The 20,680-nt window shown below is 39.5% G+C and carries 20 protein-coding genes; 13 read left to right on the top strand and 7 right to left on the bottom strand.

Going from position 1 to position 20,680, the window contains the following annotated elements; all coding sequences use genetic code 11:
- The first annotated feature begins 103 nt into the window (after positions 1 to 103).
- From lptF to F908_RS13870, 6 genes are all read left to right on the top strand, one after another.
- Complete coding sequence (lptF, locus tag F908_RS13890) at positions 104 to 1,204, top strand: LPS export ABC transporter permease LptF (protein WP_004659434.1); 1,101 nt, start codon at positions 104 to 106, stop codon at positions 1,202 to 1,204.
- Positions 1,204 to 2,274 (top strand): LPS export ABC transporter permease LptG, encoded by a 1,071-nt coding sequence (gene lptG, locus F908_RS13885; RefSeq protein ID WP_004659432.1) that lies wholly within the window; start codon positions 1,204 to 1,206, stop codon positions 2,272 to 2,274. Before lptF ends, lptG begins: the two co-directional genes overlap by 1 nt.
- Positions 2,275 to 2,288: 14 nt before the next feature.
- Positions 2,289 to 2,405, top strand: a complete 117-nt coding sequence (locus tag F908_RS16415; RefSeq protein ID WP_265596597.1) for a YpsA SLOG family protein — start codon at positions 2,289 to 2,291, stop codon at positions 2,403 to 2,405.
- Positions 2,398 to 2,784, top strand: coding sequence for a YpsA SLOG family protein (locus F908_RS13880; RefSeq protein ID WP_005163166.1), 387 nt, complete (start codon positions 2,398 to 2,400; stop codon positions 2,782 to 2,784). Before F908_RS16415 ends, F908_RS13880 begins: the two co-directional genes overlap by 8 nt.
- Before the next feature lie 118 nt (positions 2,785 to 2,902).
- On the top strand, positions 2,903 to 4,447 hold the full coding sequence (gene gpmI / locus F908_RS13875; RefSeq protein WP_005163165.1) for a 2,3-bisphosphoglycerate-independent phosphoglycerate mutase: 1,545 nt from the start codon (positions 2,903 to 2,905) through the stop codon (positions 4,445 to 4,447).
- A 9-nt stretch (positions 4,448 to 4,456) separates the two neighbouring features.
- Positions 4,457 to 5,632, top strand: a complete 1,176-nt coding sequence (locus F908_RS13870; protein ID WP_005163163.1) for a S41 family peptidase — start codon at positions 4,457 to 4,459, stop codon at positions 5,630 to 5,632.
- Between the two features lie 40 nt (positions 5,633 to 5,672).
- On the opposite strand, the gene F908_RS13865 is transcribed toward F908_RS13870, so the two are convergent.
- From F908_RS13865 to F908_RS13855, 3 genes are read right to left on the bottom strand one after another with little or no spacing between them, the layout of a single operon-like run.
- Entirely contained in the window at positions 5,673 to 7,103 is a 1,431-nt protein-coding gene (locus F908_RS13865) for a sigma-54-dependent transcriptional regulator (RefSeq protein ID WP_005163161.1), read from the bottom strand.
- 22 nt (positions 7,104 to 7,125) lie between these two features.
- A complete protein-coding gene (locus F908_RS13860) occupies positions 7,126 to 8,691 on the bottom strand; it encodes a sensor histidine kinase (protein WP_005163160.1) in 1,566 nt (521 codons plus the stop codon).
- A gap of 19 nt (positions 8,692 to 8,710) precedes the next feature.
- Entirely contained in the window at positions 8,711 to 9,346 is a 636-nt protein-coding gene (locus F908_RS13855) for a response regulator transcription factor GacA (RefSeq protein WP_005163158.1), read from the bottom strand.
- Positions 9,347 to 9,556: 210 nt separating this feature from the next.
- On the opposite strand from F908_RS13855, the gene pbpG reads away from it, so the two are divergent.
- Together pbpG and F908_RS13845 are read left to right on the top strand one after the other, a co-directional pair.
- On the top strand, positions 9,557 to 10,624 hold the full coding sequence (pbpG, locus tag F908_RS13850; protein WP_143225221.1) for a D-alanyl-D-alanine endopeptidase PBP7/8: 1,068 nt from the start codon (positions 9,557 to 9,559) through the stop codon (positions 10,622 to 10,624).
- A 172-nt stretch (positions 10,625 to 10,796) separates the two neighbouring features.
- Positions 10,797 to 11,576: a hypothetical protein gene (locus F908_RS13845; protein WP_005163153.1), complete on the top strand. Its 780-nt coding sequence runs from the start codon at positions 10,797 to 10,799 to the stop codon at positions 11,574 to 11,576.
- A 66-nt stretch (positions 11,577 to 11,642) separates the two neighbouring features.
- Here the strand turns inward: F908_RS13845 and thrC are convergent, their stop codons facing one another.
- From thrC to xerD, 4 genes are all read right to left on the bottom strand, one after another.
- The gene (thrC, locus tag F908_RS13840; protein ID WP_005163151.1) at positions 11,643 to 12,782 is read right to left on the bottom strand and encodes a threonine synthase; all 1,140 of its coding nucleotides are present in this window, start codon (positions 12,780 to 12,782) and stop codon (positions 11,643 to 11,645) included.
- 58 nt (positions 12,783 to 12,840) lie between these two features.
- Positions 12,841 to 14,142 (bottom strand): homoserine dehydrogenase, encoded by a 1,302-nt coding sequence (locus F908_RS13835; RefSeq protein ID WP_005163149.1) that lies wholly within the window; start codon positions 14,140 to 14,142, stop codon positions 12,841 to 12,843.
- 127 nt (positions 14,143 to 14,269) lie between these two features.
- Positions 14,270 to 15,085 carry a DsbC family protein gene (locus F908_RS13830; protein WP_005163146.1) on the bottom strand — a complete coding sequence of 272 codons (816 nt, stop codon included), beginning with the start codon at positions 15,083 to 15,085 and terminating at the stop codon, positions 14,270 to 14,272.
- A gap of 119 nt (positions 15,086 to 15,204) precedes the next feature.
- Positions 15,205 to 16,125, bottom strand: a complete 921-nt coding sequence (gene xerD / locus F908_RS13825) for a site-specific tyrosine recombinase XerD (RefSeq protein ID WP_005163144.1) — start codon at positions 16,123 to 16,125, stop codon at positions 15,205 to 15,207.
- Positions 16,126 to 16,275: 150 nt separating this feature from the next.
- Between xerD and F908_RS13820 the strand changes: the two genes are divergently transcribed.
- From F908_RS13820 to murD, 5 genes are all read left to right on the top strand, one after another.
- Complete coding sequence (locus F908_RS13820; protein ID WP_034602880.1) at positions 16,276 to 16,536, top strand: FeoA family protein; 261 nt, start codon at positions 16,276 to 16,278, stop codon at positions 16,534 to 16,536.
- Positions 16,533 to 18,386, top strand: a complete 1,854-nt coding sequence (feoB, locus tag F908_RS13815) for a ferrous iron transporter B (protein ID WP_005163135.1) — start codon at positions 16,533 to 16,535, stop codon at positions 18,384 to 18,386. Before F908_RS13820 ends, feoB begins: the two co-directional genes overlap by 4 nt.
- A 12-nt stretch (positions 18,387 to 18,398) precedes the next feature.
- Positions 18,399 to 18,653 (top strand): DUF6587 family protein, encoded by a 255-nt coding sequence (locus F908_RS13810; protein WP_005163132.1) that lies wholly within the window; start codon positions 18,399 to 18,401, stop codon positions 18,651 to 18,653.
- A gap of 75 nt (positions 18,654 to 18,728) precedes the next feature.
- Positions 18,729 to 19,016, top strand: a complete 288-nt coding sequence (locus tag F908_RS13805) for a hypothetical protein (RefSeq protein ID WP_005163129.1) — start codon at positions 18,729 to 18,731, stop codon at positions 19,014 to 19,016.
- Between the two features lie 302 nt (positions 19,017 to 19,318).
- On the top strand, positions 19,319 to 20,677 hold the full coding sequence (gene murD, locus F908_RS13800; protein WP_005163127.1) for a UDP-N-acetylmuramoyl-L-alanine--D-glutamate ligase: 1,359 nt from the start codon (positions 19,319 to 19,321) through the stop codon (positions 20,675 to 20,677).
- Positions 20,678 to 20,680: the final 3 nt, after the last annotated feature.

Raw genomic sequence — 20,680 nt, 5'->3', positions numbered from 1 at the left:
CAGATATGAGGTTGCAATCCGCAACAAGCGATAGGTTTTATATTTTTAACATTCGGGTAAACTAGCACTACCCCTCGATTGGTCTATTTTTGGAAGCATTACTTTGATTATTCGGCGTTATCTCGTCAAACAAGTGGTCTCCACCTCTTTGGTTGTGACTGCTTTGCTTACTTTAATTATTATGGGTGGGCAGTTAATCAAGATTTTTGGGCGAGCTGCACAGGGTCGTTTAGACGCTAGTGTGTTGCTGAGTATCATTGCTTATCGTTTGCCAGAGTTTCTAACTTTAATTTTGCCATTGGGTTTCTTTATTGGACTCATGCTGGTTTTTGGTCGTCTATATGTTGACCATGAAATGGCAGTTTTAAATGGCAGTGGTGTTAGCCGTAATCAATTGGCCAAACTTTTATTGCCGATGACATTTGTTTTTTTGATTGTTCAAGCAATATTAATGTTCTGGGGTTCATCATCTGGAATTCGTGCTTACGAAAGCTTGATGCAAACACAAGCAGTGCGAGCAGGTTTTGATTTGGTCCGACCTAAAGAGTTTATTTCTTCAGGGCCTTATACCATTTACGCAGGTTCACTTTCTGAAGATCGAAAAAATTTAAAAGATATTTTTTATTATCAGAAAGCCGATCGTGAAGATAAACCAGATGTGATGATTTTAGCCAAAGAAGCGACACGGGTCGAAATGGCAAATGATACGGCAAATGTCGTTGATTTGGTTCAAGGTCGTCGTTACGAAATTTATCCGAATCAGCCACGCTATACCCAAGCAGAATTTCAATCTTATCGCTTACGTTTAGAGAATGATAAAGACGTTAAGTTTGAAAGCGATGATGTTGAAGCTTTATCGATGTCTAAGCTATGGGAACGACGTGATGATCCTGTCATTCGCAGCGAGCTTGGTTGGCGTATCTTTGGTCCATTTGTGATTATTGTTGGATTGATGCTTGCGGTTGCGTTATCTGAAGTAAGTCCACGTCAAGGTCGATATTATCGTCTTATTCCATCTATATTTATTTTTGCTAGCCTTATTGTATTAATGATCGCAATTCAGACACGAATTAGTAAAGGTGAATTAGACATCTGGGCTTATCCTGTCGCATTAATGATTTATGCCATTGCGGCGGCAATTTTTGCACGGAAACAAAAGTTAGCACCAAAACTTAAGAAAAGTATTCAGCGAGTGGGGTTGTAATGTTAGCACGTCGAATAGTCGCCAAACATGTGACAAAAACTACAGTCCTTGCAATGCTGGGCACAACGCTCGTGTTATCTTTTTTACAAATATTATTCACTTACTTAGGTGAATTAGGTTCGCTGAAACCAACTTATAATGCGTGGCAAGCTTTCCTATATGTGATATGGGGCGCACCGAGTTATTTGTATGATATTTTACCTGTTGCAGCGTTAATCGGCTCTGTTTTAGGTTTGGGTGCTCTTGCTTCGAATAGTGAACTGATCGTCATGCGTTCGGTTGGTATCAGCCTGTGGCGTATTGTGGGTTGGGTAATGCGCTCAGCTTTACTTTTAATTGTATTGTCTTTTGTGTTGAGTGAATGGGTGATTCCTTATACCAATGAAAAAGCACAAAGCATTAAAAAACAACGTAGCGTAGCGGCTTTAGGTGAGGTAAAAGGTTATTGGTCACGTGAAGGCCAACGTTTTATCTATATTGATTATGCGAATTCCCAAGGTCAATTACGTAATATTCAGGCGATTGATTTTGATCAAAACTATCGATTGCAGTCGTTTGTCACTGCTGAAAAAGGCCAATTTTTAAAAGATGGTCAGTGGACTTTAGAGAAATCACATCAGGTTGATTTACTTGCTCAAGGGAATGCGATTAAAACGGATCACGAGCAACAAGCGTTAGGATTGGCTTTACAACCTAAATATGTACACATGGTGACTTTGGACCCAGATGATTTATCACCAAGTCAATTGATTAGTTTTATGCAGTATTTATCAGAATATAGCCAAGTTCCAAAGACCTATGAGTTAGCCTTTTGGAAAAAAGTCACGTCTCCATTTGCACTGATTACGTTGGTTCTTATTGCCTGTTCATTTATTTTTGGCCCATTGCGTCAGCAGTCGATGGGTTTTCGCTTGGTTATCGCACTTTTCACTGGGTTAGGGTTCTTCTATTTACAAGACTTTTTAGGTTATGCAAGCTTAGTTTATGCACCGTCGCCTGCTTGGTTCGTATTATTACCAGTGGTATTGATGTTTATGATGGGTAGCTATTTATTATATCGAGCAAGGTAGAAAATTAGATTTCTATGCACATTAAAATTATATCTGGTGGACAAACTGGGGTTGATAGAACTGCTTTAGATGCCGCATTAGATTTTAGGGGTACCGTGTGGTGGTTGGTGTCCCGAGGATCGGATGGCTGAAGATGGAAGAATTCCAGACAAGTATCCCTTAATTATTTTAGCAGAGAGTGGCTATCGAAAGCGGACTAAGCAGAATGTTCGAGATAGTGATGCAACAGTCATTATCTATTTCGATTATATTTATCCCAAAGGTGGTACAGAGCTTACCTTATTAGAATGTATCAAGCAGTCCAAAGCATATTTGCTGATTGATGGAAATGAGGTTTCGATCGAGCGAGCAGCAGAGCGGATCTATTTATTTTGTCATCAGAATAATATTACTACTTTAAATGTCGCAGGTCCAAAAGGGGTGAGTTTGCCTCAGGCACATAGTTATACCCAACACGTCATCACGCAGATGCTCAATAAAATAATGAATCAAGATCAGCCCCAAACTTGAATATAAAGATGATTCCCGATGCTTTTGATTGATGAAAGCCATCAGTAACGCCATAGAGAATTACAGTAAATTTGGGTAAAATACGCCGATCAAATGATAGACAAACAGAGAGTCCATTATGACGGATGCAAATGCTGGCAAAATTCCTCACGTTCTTGTAATTATGGATGGTGTAGGACATCGTGAAGCAGTTGAGGATAATGCATATTTAGCAGCAAAAACACCAAATCTGACTGCGATGAAAGCAAAGCATCCAAATAGTTTGATTTCAGGTTCTGGCGAAGATGTAGGCCTACCTGATGGACAAATGGGTAACTCTGAAGTAGGTCATATGAACTTAGGTGCAGGTCGTGTTTTATATCAGGACTTTACACGGATTACTAAAGATATTCGGACAGGTGCTTTTTTTGAGCATGAAGTGTTAGTGGATGCAGTTGAAAAAGCCAAAGCAGCGAATGGCGCCGTTCATGTCATGGGGTTGTTGTCACAAGGTGGAGTGCATTCGCATGAAGATCATATTATGGCGATGTGTGAGCTGGCATTAAAACGTGGCGCAACAGTATATCTACACGCTTTCCTTGATGGTCGTGATACCCCTCCACGTAGCGCAAAACCTTCATTAGAAAAATTCGATGCTTTATTTGCTCAGTATCCAAATCAAGGTCGTATCGTTTCGATGATTGGTCGTTATTTTGCAATGGATCGTGATAACCGCTGGAATCGTGTTGAACTCGCTTATCGTTTAATGACAGAAGGCGAGGCAGTCCGTGTTGTAAACTCAGCTGTAGAAGGTTTAGAGCAAGCCTATGCAGCAGAAGAAAATGATGAGTTTGTTCAAGCAACACGTATTGGTGAAATTGCCAAAATCCAAGATGGCGATAGTGTGGTTTTCATGAACTTCCGTGCTGATCGTGCGCGTGAAATCACCCGTGCCTTTGTTGAGAAAGATTTTACTGGGTTTACGCGTAAAGTCGCTCCAAGTTTATCTAAATTTGTGATGCTAACACGCTATCAGGCAAGTATTGATGCGCCAGTTGCATACATGCCAGAAGAGCTTAAAAATTCCATCGGTGAATATTTATCAGGTTTGGGCAAAACCCAATTGCGTATTGCTGAAACAGAGAAATATGCACATGTGACATTCTTCTTCAGCGGTGGTCGTGAAGATGAATATCTGGGAGAGAAGCGTATTTTGATTCCTTCTCCGAATGTCGCAACCTATGATCTAAAACCAGAAATGAGTGCTTATGAAGTCACTGATGAGTTAGTAAATGCTATTAATTCGGGCGAGTTTGACCTTCTGGTTGTCAATTATGCCAATGGTGATATGGTCGGACATACTGGTGTATTTGATGCAGCAGTGAAAGCGGTTGAAACTGTTGATACGTGTTTAGGTCGTGTCTATGAAGCAGTAATGGCAAACAAAGGTCATATGTTAATTACAGCGGATCATGGTAATGTAGAGCAAATGCAAGACTATGACAGTGGACAAGTTCATACACAACATACCACTGAATTGGTGCCATTTATTTATGTGGGCCCAACTCAAGCAACGATTGCAGAGGGTGGTGTATTGGCTGATGTTGCACCAACATTACTTCATTTGATGAATATTCCTGTACCTTCCGACATGCAAGGCAAGAATTTAATTACTTTAAAATAAGGTGAACTTATGACCCAACACAACAACATTTATCGAGGGTTCTTTGCGAGTTTGTTGATGTGTTGGGGATCACATACGTTATCTGCACCTATTACACATGCCTCAGGATGGGGGGAAGAGACTACAAGTCGAAATGCTGAAGTGCCACTTGAATCTATTCAGCAATTTGTACAGATTTATGGGATTGTGAAAGATAACTACGTTGATAAAAAAACAGACGATGCACTTTTTCAGCAAGCAATCAAAGGGTTAGTGAGCGGTTTAGATCGTTATTCTCGTTATTTATCCGCCGAAGAATACCGCCAGCTTATTCAATACACTGAAGGTGATCTGGCTTCTGTTGATTTTAATTTAAATTACGATGCTCATAATCGTTTATGGCAAATTCAAGACCTAAAATCAGGGTCTGATTCTAGTAAGTTGGGTTTGCGTAATGGACAAGCCATACTCAAAGTCGATAATCAAGAATTAAAAAATTTAAATCAGGATCAAGTGCAAGGTCTGCTTTATGGCTCGATAGGCAGTACCGTACAAATACAACCAGAAAATAATAATAGTACGGTGATTTTGGTTCGAAATAAAAAGGTCGAGACAGATATTGAACCTGTTTTACTACATAATCAGGTGCTGGTACTTAAAATTAGAGTGTTTCAACAAGATACAGCGAATGAAATTAAACGTTTAATCGAAGAATATAGTACAACTAAACTCAAGGCTGTCGTTCTTGACCTGCGTAATAATCCAGGAGGTTTATTGTCGGCTGCTGTTGAATCAACAGATTTATTCTTGAATCAAGGTTTAATTGTGACGACAAAGAGTCGTTCAGAAGGAGATCAACAATTTCAGGCTTTACCTTCAAATGAATTTCAAAATATAAAATTAGGTATCTTAATTAACCATCGTTCAGCCTCGGCAGCTGAAGTATTCACCGCAGCATTAAAAGAACATAAACGTGCGTGGGTTGTAGGTGAAAATAGCTATGGAAAAGGTGTGGTACAGAAATTATTTCCATTACCGAGTGGTGCAGCATTGCAAATGACGGTCTCACATTATTACACGCCCAATGGGAATATGATTGAAGGTCAAGGGATTCAACCGAATCAAAGTTATCCGTTGTTACCTGAAATGAAAGAAGATGGTTATTTGGAACACGTCACAGATTTGGTTCTAAAAAGTAAAATTTAATTAAAAATAAAGCCCCTATTTAGGGGCTTTATTTTTAAGACTATTCATCATCTTCTGTATCTAAACCAAATTTTTTCAAACGATAACGTAAAGAACGGAAAGTCATTCCTAATTTCTTAGCTGCTAACGTTCGGTTCCAATGGGTTAAATTCAGTGCATTGAGAAGAATCTCTTTCTCAATATTTTCTAAATAGCGTTCCAAACCTTCTGGCGGTAGTTTTTTAGAGCCCATCATTGGGCTTGCAGTGGCTGTTGTATGATCAGTTTCTTCTTGTGAGGAAAATGAAATACTTGGTGTCGGAATTGGACTACGTAATGGTGCAGTTTGTAGATGAGCAAGATCAATTGTTTCATCATCACTGAGCGTAATTGCACGTTCAATAATATTTCGAAGCTCGCGTACATTACCTGGAAAATATTGTTGCAATAAGAATTGTTCAGCACGAGAAGAAAGGGTTTTGACAGAGACTTCCCATTCTTGGCTAATTTTTTGAATAAAGTGATTCGCCAATAACAAAATATCTTGCCCACGTTCACGTAAAGGAGGTAATACAATATCCATGACGTGAATACGGAAGAATAAATCTTGTCTGAAACGACCTTGTTGCACTAGTAATTCAAGATCTTGATGACTTGCACTGATGACACGGAAATCAACATCAATTTCTTGATCGGAGCCGACAGGTCGAATTTTCTTTTCTTGTACAGCACGAAGCAGTTTTACCTGCATACTTAAAGGTAATTCAGCGATCTCATCTAAGAATAAACTACCCCCATGTGCGGAAAGAATTAAACCTTGTTTGTCTTGGGTTGCGCCTGTAAAGCTGCCCTTTTTATGACCAAATAGTTCACTTTCCATTAACTCTGTTGGAATAGCACCACAGTTGATCGCAATAAAAGGTCCTTCACTACGGTTACTCAGACGATGAACTAAATTGGCAACAACTTCTTTTCCTGTCCCTGATTCACCGGTAATAAAGACAGGGGCTTGAGATCGAGCAATTTTCTTTAAAGCAATCCGTAATTGCTGAATGGGCGTAGATCGACCAATGAGAAGTTTATTTTCTAATGCGCTTTCAGCAGCTTCTTGTTCAGGCTGTGGTCGATTCAATGCTTTTTGAATCAATTGATCTAAATGAGTTTGATTGACAGGTTTACTGACAAAATCAAAAGCACCTGCTTTTAATGCAGCAATTGCAATATCCATATTGCCATACGCTGTTAATACTGCAATCGGTGTGTTGGGATAGTTTTGTGTGACATGTTTAACCAAGTCCAGACCATTGCCATCTGGGAGATTCAAATCTGTTAAACAAGCATCGTACTGAAACTCGGTAAAGAATTTTTTTGCTTGCTCTACGCGATAGGCAAGATGAGTTTTAATGCCCATTCGTGCGAGCGTCATTTGCATTAAGAGACATAAGTCTTCTTCATCGTCTACGAGTAAGACGAGCGGTTGTTTAGTTGCCATTTCCCCGAAAAACCTAATCTAATCAATGAATTTTTGAGCATTCAATCCTGAAACATGCTCCTTGTTGTCGCTCTACGTAAGTGAGCTTTGCATGATTTGCCTCACAAAAGGTGTGAGACAGGTACAATCCTAAACCAGTTCCTTTAATTTCGGTACTAAAAAATGGTTTGAATAGCTGAGAAATATCTCGTTTTGCCACACCTGTACCAAAATCAATGACATCAATACAAGTTCGGCCCTCTTTTAAATGTACCTGCACCTCAATATGTTCGGCATCTGCGGCATTATGCCGCAAAGCATTACGAATCAGGTTGATCATGACCTGCCTTAACTGCTTTTCATCAAACAGGATACTAGTGCGTTCGGGCAGATTGAGTTTAATCATATGTTTCGCATCGACTAGATCTTCATTCAATAGGCTCTCAAAAAAATCAGCCAATTGAATGACTTGTGGCTCTGTTGGTTTGTTGCGCGCCATGCCTAATGTATCTTGCACAATATTATCAATACGTCTAGCTTGTTTGCTAATCATACGACAGAGCATTTCTTGTTGATGACTGTCACTTTCTTTAAATAATTCATTGGCCTGCACAATTGCTGCTAAGGGGTTGCGAATTTCATGTGCAATACTTGCAGAGAGTTGACCGAGCGCGGCGAGTTTTAATTGTTGAACTTGCTGCGTGAGTTTTTGTGCATCTTTCAAGATAAGTAAAATTAATGATTGTTCAGGGACGATTAGGTGTTTAACACGGACATTAATTGTGTAAGGACTTTGTTGTGATTCAAAACTAAATTCTTCACCATCTTCTAAGTCACTAAATTTAATTAATTCGAATAAGTCCGGTTGCCATTTGAGTAATGGTGTTTTTTCAGGAGAAACAGGAATATGAATCCCCAATAAGGTATTAGCGGCTGGGTTACTCAGTACAATATGGTTACTGGTATCTAAAACTAAGTAGCCATCTTCGATTTGTTCCAAAATATAGCGGTTAATATTTTGCAGCTGGTGAATCTCAATCGACTGATGAAAAGTGAGTGTTTCTAAAATCTTAAAGCGTTGAACGGCAATACGACCAATCGCGTGTACTACAAAAAATAAGAAAGCAAGTAATGCGCTATTACCTAAGTTATTTAAATTACTGTAATCAAAAAAATTGCCAAGGAAACGCTGGTAAACCACCATAATAACGGCAAAAAGGGTCACAATCAGTGAAAGATGAGCATTCAAGAGGATTGCTGAGGAAAAAATAATGATGACATACAATAAGCTTAATTGTAAGTTTGGACCGCCTGCCGAAAAGGTAATCACACTTAAGCAGATCACGTCTACAATAAAAATAAAAATAAGCTGTTTACTGATTTGTAATGGAACCAGCTTAAGTAAAAAAAGCTGGAAAATGTTGATGGCAATATAACAAATTAGTGTGTAGAAATATAAAAATGGATAATCATAATTGGTAGCAAGTTGCTCTGCGGTAAGTAAGTAAATAAGAATCAGACTGATTGAAATAATCAGTCTGTATCCACTATACCAAATTCCGAGCCGATAAACGGTTTGGGACACTGATGACGCAATTTTTCCCAACATAAGCGATCACTTAATATGATTAAGGTTTAATGAGTCCATAACGGATGGCGAGATGGGTTAATTTTACATCACTATCAATTGCTAGTTTTTCGAAAATTCGATAGCGATAAGTATTTACAGTTTTAACGCTAACAAATAATTTATCAGCGATTTCTTGAGCACTAATACAATTTACCACCATCATTGCGACTTGCATTTCACGTTCAGAAAGTGCGTCAAAAGGGGATTGTTGCGTATCTGAAAGATAAGAGCTCGCAAGCTGTTCAGCAATATCTGCACTGAAATATTTACCACCTTGCATCACTTTATTGATTGCACGTACCATTTCTGAAATAGGCGCGCCTTTTGTGATATAGCCTTTTGCCCCTGCTTTTAATAACAACGATGGATAAGGTTCTTCCGCTAAACCACTGACAGCAATCACTTTAGTCTCAGGTGCTGTTTGTAAAAGGCGACGTGTTGTTTCTACGCCACCAATTCCTGGCATATTGACATCTAATAGTACAACCTGAGGATGCTTTAATCGAACTAAAGCAATCGCTTCTTCTCCAGATTCAGCTTGTCCAATGACTTCTACATCTGGGTGGTCTTCCAACATACGACAAATGCCTGTACGTACGAGTTCATGATCATCAACAACGAGAACAGTGATCAAGAAGACCTCCTTTTTTCAAAAAAACGATTTTTTTGTTACATAAAGAAAAATGAGCTTGCAATCAAACGACAAAATTAGCAATCCTATTCTCCATGTTTAGAGAATAGTTGTACACAATTGTGTCTATAAAAGCTTTACCCGATTTGTTCAAATGTAAGGCATAATGTTATTAAGCGCAAATGTGCAGCGTCCCGAGTTGAGTATTGTGTCGTGAAAAATTCTAAAAAATCTATCATGCATGCCTTGAGCATGTCTATTTTGTTGGCGCTTAGTTCAACAAGTTATGCTGAGCTGGTTGTAAACAACAATCCAGCCTCTACAAGTGCGAATAGTTCTTCAGCTTCGTTAAATTGGTCTGCAAGTGATGCAAGCCAATTGATGCAAGATGATGATTCATTAGAGATCAGCCCGCAAGGTTCAACTTCGGTTACAACCACTTTACGAAGTGGTGGTTCTGCAAGTATTAGTTCATCTGCAACGCCACAAAAAAGCATACAGATTCGAGATACCTCTCATTTCAGTAGCCAACCCGCTGTAAATGCACGTGCAGCCTTGGTGATGGATGCACAAACGGGCGAAGTACTGTTTAGTAAAAACAGTAATATGTCGGTACCGATTGCCTCAATTACCAAATTGATGACGGCTGTGATTACCGCAGATGCACGGCTGAATATGTCGGAAGAAATTACGCTACAGCAAATTGACTTTGCGGGTGCAGGTGGAAAGAATTCAAGTTCGACCTTGAAAGTAGGCGATACCATGAATCGAGCGGAACTTTTGTTATTCGCTTTGATGAAATCAGAAAATCCTGCTGCGGCAGCATTAGCGAGAACTTACCCAAGCGGACGTTCAGCATTTATTGCTGCAATGAATGCAAAAGCAAAACAATTAGGAATGACCTCAACCCGTTATGCAGAATCAACAGGTTTAGATCCTCATAACGTTTCTTCCGCACGTGATCTTGGTATTTTGGTGAGTGCTGCTTCTCAATATGGCTTGATTCGTCAATTTTCTACCACGCCAACTTATGATTTTAATTTAGGTTATCGTGTGCTTAAGTCAAATAATACCAATGCCTTAGTGCGTAATGGTGGTTGGAATATTAATCTATCTAAAACAGGATATATCGGTGAGGCTGGGCGCTGTGTGGTCATGCATGCAACTGTTAATTCACGTCCTGCTGTAGTCGTACTATTGGGGGCTTCAACTTCTCAAGCACGTACCAATGATGCAACCAACTTATTAACTTGGCTGAGTACTTTACCGAAAAGAATTTAATTGCTTACGAACGTAAAGCTCCTCATATGAGGAGCTTTTTTATATAACGTAACGACATTTTATGACGTAAAAAATGCTTTATCACTTCTATTTTGAGCACTTTTTGTTAGATTAGCATTTCAGACATTAATAATTATTTTCATGTCAAAAAAGCTAAAATTGGGGAAATAAGATGGCGACTTATGTGATTCGTGAGAAGTATTTTGGTTATAACGATGAAGTTTTCTACGTAGCTGGCAATCGTATTGCGAATGTTTTTGATAATAAGCAACAGGCTGAATTAGCTTATAAAAAACTTGAGATAGATGGAGCGCGTGATTTTGCATTATATGAAGTTGAATCCCTTTTTGATGCTGATGAAGCATTATTGCAGCAATTAGATGACTTCGTATATTCACGTTGTGGTGAACATATTTGCGAAGAAGGGGATATTTCTGACGATGTATTACCTGCAAGTTTAAGTGACGATGATACCTTTGAATTTATTCAGCTTGCTGGAATGCAAAAATTCCAATTGGTTGAATTCGAAAATGAAGTCAAGTTTTATAGTTTATGGTCTGTAAAAAAACAACAATGGGTGGAGGAGCATGATGAATGCTTTGCGGGTTTAATATATTCAGAAAGTTTAGATGCTTTTAAATCTAAAGTTGAGCATATTTTTGCTGATTATGATTATTCAGCAATTGAAATAAAAGGCAGCTTGGATGAACTTTCAGCCCAACCGATTTTATTGCAAGCAATGATTAGTACACAATCTGGTTTAAGTTATGATGAAGCAAAACAAACTCTTGTCATTGATGCTTGGCAAGATGAAGCATTGTATGCTGTGAATTCGCTATTGAAGCAACCTTTGTTTGAAATTAAAGAAATTAATCTAGAAGAAATTCAAAAAATTGAAAAAGACTTAGCAAAACAATACAGCTATGATGAAGATTATGAATATGAAGAATAAAATCATGTTCTAGTTAATAAAAAACCAGTTGCTTGCAACTGGTTTTTTATTACTAAAAATTTATTCTTACATATTTGAAAGAATAGAATCTTTAACTTGATTCATCGTTGCATCGATGGATAACATCACAGCATCCGCACATTGTTTGATTGCTGTATCTGGATCTTTCAAACCGTTACCTGTCACAGTACATACGATCACAGAACCTTCAGCAATTTTACCTGCTTTGATGTCACGAATAGCACCACCGATAGAAGCAGCAGAAGCTGGCTCTACGAAAACACCTTCATACATAGAAAGTAAGCGTTGAGCTTCAAGAATTTCGCTATCTTGAAGTTCATCAAACCAACCTTTCGAATCACGTACAACTGCTTTTGCATGATTCCAGCTTTGTGGATTACCAATACGAATAGCCGTTGCAACGGTTTCAGGACTTTCCACTGGAGCGCCACGTAAGAATGGCGCTGCACCAGAAGCTTGATAACCAACCATCGTTGGTAAGCCTTCAGGTTTAGGGCCTGTGAATTGATCTGTTGCAGCATCATAGATAACGGATTCAAATTGATCAGCAGGTTGATTTGCAACTGCTTCGGTATAACCCATCCAGTGAGCCGTGATATTACCTGCATTACCAACTGGTAAGCAGTGGTAGTCAGGTGCACGGCCTAATGCTTCTACAATTTCATAAGCAATCGTTTTTTGACCTTGCAAACGGTAAGGGTTGATTGAGTTTACGATAGTCACAGGCGCTTGATCTGCTACTTCTTTTACGAGGCGCATACCGTCATCGAAGTTACCGCGGATTTGCATGGTGATTGCACCGTACATCATTGCTTGAGCCATTTTACCCATTGCAATTTTGCCTTCAGGAATCAAAACAAAGGCTTTAATTCCTGCACGCGCTGCATATGCTGCTGCTGCAGCAGAAGTATTTCCAGTGGATGCACAGATAATCGCTTTTGAACCTTCTTCAACAGCTTTTGTTACAGCCATCGTCATACCACGGTCTTTAAATGAACCTGTTGGGTTAAGACCTTCGTACTTCACATAGATTTCAACGTTTTTGCCAATAATACGTGGAATATTCTCAAGTTTAATAAGAGGAGTATTTCCTTCACCTAGAGAAATTGCACGTGTAGTTGCAGACACAGGTAAACGGTCACGATAACGATCTACAAGACCAGTATAACGATTGGCATTCGACATGATGGTGTTCCAATATGAGGTAGAGCTGGGAGAGGGAATGCATTTTCCCTCAACCTGATTAACTATCGAGCGATTCTAAACGAATTCTTACGATTTCGCCACGAATAGCTGGTAATGCTTGAATTTGAGCAAGTGCTTCATCCATTTTTGATTCAACAATTGGGTCTGTCAAAATCACGATAGGAATCAAATCTTTCAAGCGAGATTGCTGCATGATCGCATCGATGCTGATACCAGCACGGCTAAGGATGGTGGTTATATCAGCGAGTACGCCCGTTTGGTCTTCAGCATTTAAACGGATGTAGTATCCAGTCGTCATTTCTTCACGACTCAGGATAGGCATGTTCGTTAGTGCTTCAAATGCCAATTGTGGAATCGTTCCTGCACCATCTTCGGTATAAGAAATATCACGTACGATATCAATCACATCAGCGACAACTGCAGAAGCCGTTGGACCAGCACCAGCACCAGCACCATAGTAAAGCGTTGGACCTACAGCATGTGCTTGTACCAATACCGCATTTTTAACACCGTTCACATTGGCAATCAGTTGTTCTGCTGGAATCAGTGTAGGATGAACACGTAACTCAATACCATTACTTGCACGACGTGCAATACCCAAATGTTTGATGCGGAAGCCAAGTTCTTCAGCATATTTCACATCTTGTGCGGTAATTTTGCTAATGCCTTCTGTGTAGACCTTATCAAACTGTAATGGAATACCAAATGCACAAGAAGCCAAAATGGTGAGTTTGTGCGCAGCATCAATGCCTTCTACATCAAAAGTTGGATCTGCTTCAGCATAACCGAGTTCTTGAGCTTCTTTGAGCACATCATCAAATGCACGGCCTTTTTCGCGCATTTCAGTCAGAATGAAGTTACCTGTACCATTAATGATACCTGCAAGCCATTGAATATGGTTTGCAGCTAGACCTTCACGAATGACTTTAATAATTGGAATACCACCAGCAACCGCTGCTTCATAAGCGATTTGAACAGCATTATCTTCAGCTGCTTTAAACAACTCATTACCATGTTCTGCAAGTAATGCTTTATTGGCAGTAACAACTTGCTTGCCATGTTTGATGGCTTCCATGATAACTTCATAGGCAGGATGAATACCGCCCATCACTTCGACTACGACATCAACATCAGGTTGACGTACGATGTCCATGAGATCATCACTTTGTTTGATCCCTTCGAGTTGTAAATCTGGACGTGGACGGCGTGTGCCTACATGTGTAATTTGAATTTCGCGACCGGTACGGCGTTTAATTTCAGCAGCATTTTCTTGTAATAATTTAAGGGCTCCACCACCTACAGTACCAAGACCGAGTATCGCCAGACGAACTGGTTTCACGTCACACTCCATTTTATTCAATCATTTTAATGAAGCTTGATCATAGCTAAAAAAGTGCGCAGACACTAGGGCTAAGATCATCTTTAATCTGTCGCCCGAGTCGTGGTGAGGTGGTGTAGAGAATGTTTTATTTTTCTAGGCGTTTAATGATTTCATCTGGAGTCATGTATCCACCTAAATACACACCTTCAACATTATAAATTGCAGGTGTGCCATTCACGCCCATATTTAAGCCTAATTGATATTGATCACGAACTGGATTTTTACATTCTGCTGATGCAACTGGTAAGCCTTGCGCAGCTTGATCGAATGCAGCTTTACGATCTTGACTACACCAAATCGCTTGCATGGTTGGCATAAATTGCTCTCCACGTGGCCATGCGATGTAACGGACTTCAATGCCTTTCGCATTAATTTCGGCAAGATGTTCATGTAGTTTGTGACAATAAGGACAGCTTGAATCAGTGAATACATAAATGACGTGTTTCGCTTTACCCCCTTGTGCTGGGTAAACGATAAGGTCTTCTGTTTTGAGTGCTGCTAAGTGCTTTTTATTTTCAGTCGCTTGTAAAGCTTCACTCACATTTTTTAATTGTTTTTCACCAAGACGAATGACATCACCTTGAATGATATATTGCCCATCACTGGTCGCATAAACTGATCCCATGCCTTCTAGGCTCACCCAAAATAAATTTGGAACCTCGGTTTTTTTAATTGCAAGAATTTTGGCATTAATATTGGCGGTTTTAAAATGTTTTTCTAAAGTAGAAACCAGACGTTGTTGTGCATTACGTTCATTTAAAGTTGATGCTTCACCCGTGGCTGGTGCACTCGCCGTCAGAGCATCAGGCTTTTGTGCTGAATTTTCTTTTGAACAAGCGCTGATCAAAAGTGTTGAGGTTAATGCACATGCAATGAACAACTGAGACCGAGTAAACAACATAAACAACCTTTCATACTGTATTTATAAGCTTGCCCAAGCATACCAAAAATTTAAATTGAGTTCGTTAAATCTTGCTGATGCCATGTGAATGAAATCATGTTGATTGATAAAAGGTAGTTTTATCCTCTTGGATGGTATTTGTTATGTAGTTCTTGCATCCGATGCTGAGCAACATGCGTGTAAATTTGAGTAGTTGATAAATCACTATGGCCAAGTAACATTTGCACAACACGTAAATCAGCACCATGATTGAGTAAATGTGTTGCAAACGCGTGTCGTAAGGTATGTGGGGATAGTTCAGCGAGAATATTCGCTTGTAGTGCATAACGTTTAATCGCATACCAAAAATTTTGCCGACTCATGATGCCGCCATGTTGCGTCAAAAATAAATAATCCGTACTACTTTTATAGAGCTGAGGTCGTGATTCGGCGAGATATTTTTCGATCCACTCACAAGCGTGTTGTCCGAGAGGGACGAGGCGTTCTTTATTGCCTTTACCTGTAATACGAAGAAAACCCTGTTTGAGATTAATCAATTCCAAACGTAAATTAAGTAGTTCTGATACACGTAAGCCACAGGCATATAACACTTCAAACATTGCTCGGTCACGGAGACCAAGCGCCGTATTGACATCGGGTGCATTGATTAATGCTTCTACATCTTGTTCTGATAAATCTTTAGGTAAAGCACGTCCAATTTTAGGAGAACGATGGTTTGCCACGGGATTATCATCTCTTAGTTTCTGTTCTCTTAGAAATTTATAAAATTGACGTAAAGCAGACAAGCAGCGTGCAATGGAGCGTGGGCTTTTGCCTGCTTTAGTGAGTGCAATTAATACATCAGCAATATCATCACTGGACCATTGCGTTAATGTCACATTTGGATGTAACTCAGCACATTGAATAAGATCTGATAGATAGGCATTACGTGTATGTGGACTCACGGTTTGCGCCACTAAATAATCACGAAAACCGTGTAAAAAACTGAGATGTTCTGGAATTGTGACTGCAGTTGGAATACGAGGTTTTTTATTTAACATAATCAGAAAAGTCCTTCATTCAACTGCACTGTAAAAGAAAAATGAATTGTTGTCGATCTGTCACAGAAGCGAATGCCATTGAGATTGTTTTTGGTAATTATTCTCATTTGTCTGTATACTCTTGGAGAAAAGAGTTTAGGGTTAGAAGCGGTGCGATTGTCAGCATTAAAAGTCAAGCAAACGGCGATGATTACTAAAGTGAATCGCTTAGTCGATGATGCCGAACAGCCAGACCTTGTGGCTATTCGTTTAGAGAGTTTAGGCTTTGTGCCTGGTACACAAGTACAGGTGATTACCAAAGGTATTTTTGGTGGCGATCCGATTCTAATCCAAATTGGTTTTACTCGTTTTGCATTACGTAAAACTGAAGCCGATAAAATTGAAATCCAATTTGAAGGAGCACCTGCATGAGTGATGCGTTACGTGTTGCCCTTGTGGGAAATCCAAACTGTGGTAAGACTTCTTTATTCAATCACTTAACTGGAACACGCCAGAAAGTTGCCAATTATGCAGGGGTCACAGTAGAGCGTAAGGTTGGACATTTTCAGTTGCCTTCAGGTCGAAATGTTCGAGTACTTGATTTGCCTGGAACATATAGTTTGCAAGCAACAAGCCCTGATGAAGAAATCACGCGTGATGTGTGTGAAGGTAAAATTGCTGAAGAAGGGCAGCAAGATGCATTTTTATGTGTTGTTGATGCGACTAATTTAAAGCTTCATCTCGGATTAGTGCTAGAAATTATTGAGTTAGGGCGTCCGATCCTTGTTGTGTTAAACATGATGGATGAAGCACGTCGCCGTGGAATTCAAATCAATACTCAAAAATTATCAGAACGATTGGGCGTTCCCGTGGTTGAGACAGTCGCTGTGCGTAACTCAGGTATTGAGAACTTACTGCACGCATTAGATCAACAAAAATATACAGTGCCCCATACCGAACTCAGTGGTTTAACGGGTGAGCATCATCAAAAGATCCAAGTTATTTTTAAAGATGTGGTGAACTTTGTTGATCAGGAAGATAAGCGAACCGATTTTCTCGACAAAATATTTTTGCATCCTGTATTGGGCTTATTAAGCCTTGCTGTGATGATGTTTATTGTGTTCCAAGCTGTATTTGCTTGGGCAGCTCCATTTATGGATGGGATTGAAAGCCTTTTCGGATGGTTAGGTACGACACTTGGTACCTATATTTCGCAGCCTTTGCTCCATAGTTTAGTCGTTGACGGGATTATTGCGGGTGCAGGTGGCGTTGTTGTGTTCTTGCCCCAAATTTTGATTCTGTTCTTCTTTATTTTAGTGTTGGAAGAGTCTGGGTATTTACCACGCGCAGCTTTTTTGCTCGACAAATTAATGTTTAAAGCAGGCCTCAGTGGTCGTGCGTTTATTCCGTTACTTTCAAGCTTTGCGTGTGCAGTGCCGGGTATTATGGCAACACGTAGTATTAGTGATCCGCGTGATCGTTTTACCACGATTATGGTTGCACCATTAATGACTTGTTCAGCACGATTACCCGTCTATGCCTTATTGATTGCAGCATTTATTCCAAATCAAATGGTATGGGGAATTTTCAACCTGCAAGGTTTGGTACTCTTTGGCTTATATATGTCGGGTATTGTTAGTGCATTGTGTGTTTCGATTGTGATGAAATTTCTACAAAAAGATAAATCACAACATGCATTATTACTTGAGTTACCAAATTATCGTATTCCTGATTTAAAAAGTGTTGGGATTGGATTATTAGATCGCGCCAAAATCTTCTTAAAACGTGTGGGTGGAATTATTTTCGCTCTTTCGATTTTACTTTGGTTCCTATGTACTTTCCCACAAGCACCAGATGGTGCGACACAGCCTGCAATTGATTATAGCTTTGCAGGAATGTTAGGTCACTTGATACAACCAATTTTTGCCCCAATTGGTTTCAATTGGCAGATTTGTATTGCATTGATTCCAGCGATGGCAGCACGTGAAGTAGTCGTTGCAGCATTGGGTACGGTCTACGCTTTATCTGGTGCTGATGATGATGCAGTGGCACAAGGTTTATCACATTTAATCAGTATGGATGGTACAGGTTGGTCATTGGCTACAGGTTTATCTTTATTGGTTTGGTTTATTTATGCGCCACATTGTTTGGCAACCTTAGCAACGGTACGCCGTGAGACGGGTTCATGGAAATATGTTGCAATCATGGCAACGTATTTGTTTGGCTTGGCTTATCTAATGTCTTTTTTCACCTACCAAATTGCATCACGCATTTGGGGCTAAAAGGAGTCGCTTATGTTTGAGTATTCGATTGTTGCTGTATTAGTGTTATGGAGTGCTTTTGTCGTTTTTAAGAAAGTATTCCCTAAAACCGCAAGTTCCTTGTCGCTTATTTTGTCAAATCTATGTCAGCGATTTGGTTGGTACCGTTTGGCAACATGGTTAAAACCTAAAATTGTGGTGGGCTGTGGCGGAGGTTGCGGCTGTGCTGTCGATGATAACAATGAACCCAAGAAACAGGAAACCATTCAAGCGATCAAATGGCGTTAAAAGATAATGATTGCTCATATCCTAGGGTATGGGCAATTTTTTAATAATCAAAGAACTAAAATAAAGAGTCACAGAATGAATCAACTAGAAAATATAGAAATAAAAGTATTGAGCCTTAGACATAAGTTAATTTTGTTTGGTTTCATCGTGTTGCTGAATATTTTTGCTATTCTGAATTGGTCGGAAACTCATCATTTAAAAGCAATTTTATCTTGCTTAGGTTCTAATCTCTGTTTTATGTATTTATGGTTAAGACCTGAGATTATTCATTTTCAGCTACGAAATGCCACAGCCAAGAAAATTGATGGGATAATGTATGTTGCGATCATTTTATTGGTATTTTCTTATTTTATTCCTAATTAATTGGGAATGGTGAGCATTTTAGTCAAAGCCCTACAGAGAACGATTGTTGTTGTCACTGCGTTATCTTTCTTCATTCAGAATGAATAAATCTCGCGAAACGTATTTTTATCTAAAAATTTTGCGCTATACGGCTCATATCACAAACATCTTTTGAATGTGAACAATTCCCTATACAAGATATAGATTCACTTTTACGCACTGACACAAAAAAACCTGAATAAAATGAAAACTGAAAAAGCATTTAAAACAGTAAAGTGCTAACATTTTTGCCATTCTGTAATCTGCAAAAAAATGGGGCAAAAATGTTAATACAACGTGGTGGATTAAAAGTTGTAGCTGGCTTAGGGATTTCGGGAGTGTCAGCAGTCAACTTCCTACATGAACAAGGCTACCAAGTTGCAGTAACGGATTCTCGGGAAACACCGCCAGGGCATGATCAAATTCCTACCGGTGTTCGTACCAGTTTTGGAAAGTTGGATACAGAACTTTTATTACAAGCAGAAGAAATTATTCTTAGTCCAGGACTTGCGCCGCAATTGCCAGAAATTCAACAAGCAATTGAACAAGGTATTCCTGTTGTTGGTGATATTCAAATACTACGTCGTGCTACTGAAGTTCCAATTGTTGCAATTACAGGATCAAATGCAAAAAGCACAGTAACGACGCTGATTGGGTTAATGGCACAAGAAGCTGGTCGAAAAGTCGCTGTAGGCGGGAATTTAGGACGTCCTGCATTAGATTTGCTCAAAGATAAGCCAGAGTTAATTGTTTTAGAGTTATCTAGTTTTCAGTTAGAAACAACCTCAAATTTAAATGCAGAAGTCGCAGTTGTTTTGAATATGAGTGAAGATCATTTAGATCGTCATGGTGATATGCTCGGTTATCACAAGGCCAAACATCGAATCTTCCAAGGCGTGAAAAAAGTGGTGTATAACCGCGATGACAATTTGAGTCGTCCGCTTGTACCTGATGTTACACCAATGCAAAGTTTTGGTTTGAATGCACCTGATTTAAATCAATATGGCGTGCTTCGTGATGCTGATGGCACGATGTGGTTAGCGCGTGGCAGGGCACGTTTGATGAAAACCTCTGATATGTATATTCAAGGTATGCACAATGTTGCTAATGCACTCGCATGTTTGGCGCTGGGTGAAGCGATTGGTTTAGATACTGAATCCATGTTGGAAACACTCAAGCACTTTAAAGGTTTAGAGCATCGCTGTGAATATGTGAAAACAGTTTCTGGGGTGCGTTACTATAATGATTCTAAAGGAACCAATGTAGGTGCAACCCTTGCTGCAATTGATGGTTTAGGCGCTGCTATCGAAGTGAAACATGGCAAACTAGCATTAATTCTAGGAGGTCAAGGTAAAGGTCAGGATTTCAAACCATTACGAGATGCGATTCAAAAATACGTAAAATCAGCGATTCTGATTGGTGAAGATGCAGCTGTGATTGAACAAGCTATTCAAGGTACCACCGTAATCCAACACGCAACGAGTTTATCGGAAGCTGTAGCTCTCGCACAGAAATATACTCAGGCTGAAGATGTCGTTTTACTATCACCAGCTTGTGCAAGCTTTGATATGTTTAAAAGCTATAATGATCGTGGACATCAATTCGTGGCATGTGTAAATGCCCTGAATGAAAATAAAAATTAGGAA

This window comes from Acinetobacter sp. NIPH 284, from assembly GCF_000369425.1.
Classification (GTDB): domain Bacteria; phylum Pseudomonadota; class Gammaproteobacteria; order Pseudomonadales; family Moraxellaceae; genus Acinetobacter.
This window is presented reverse-complemented; position numbering and strand designations above follow the sequence as displayed.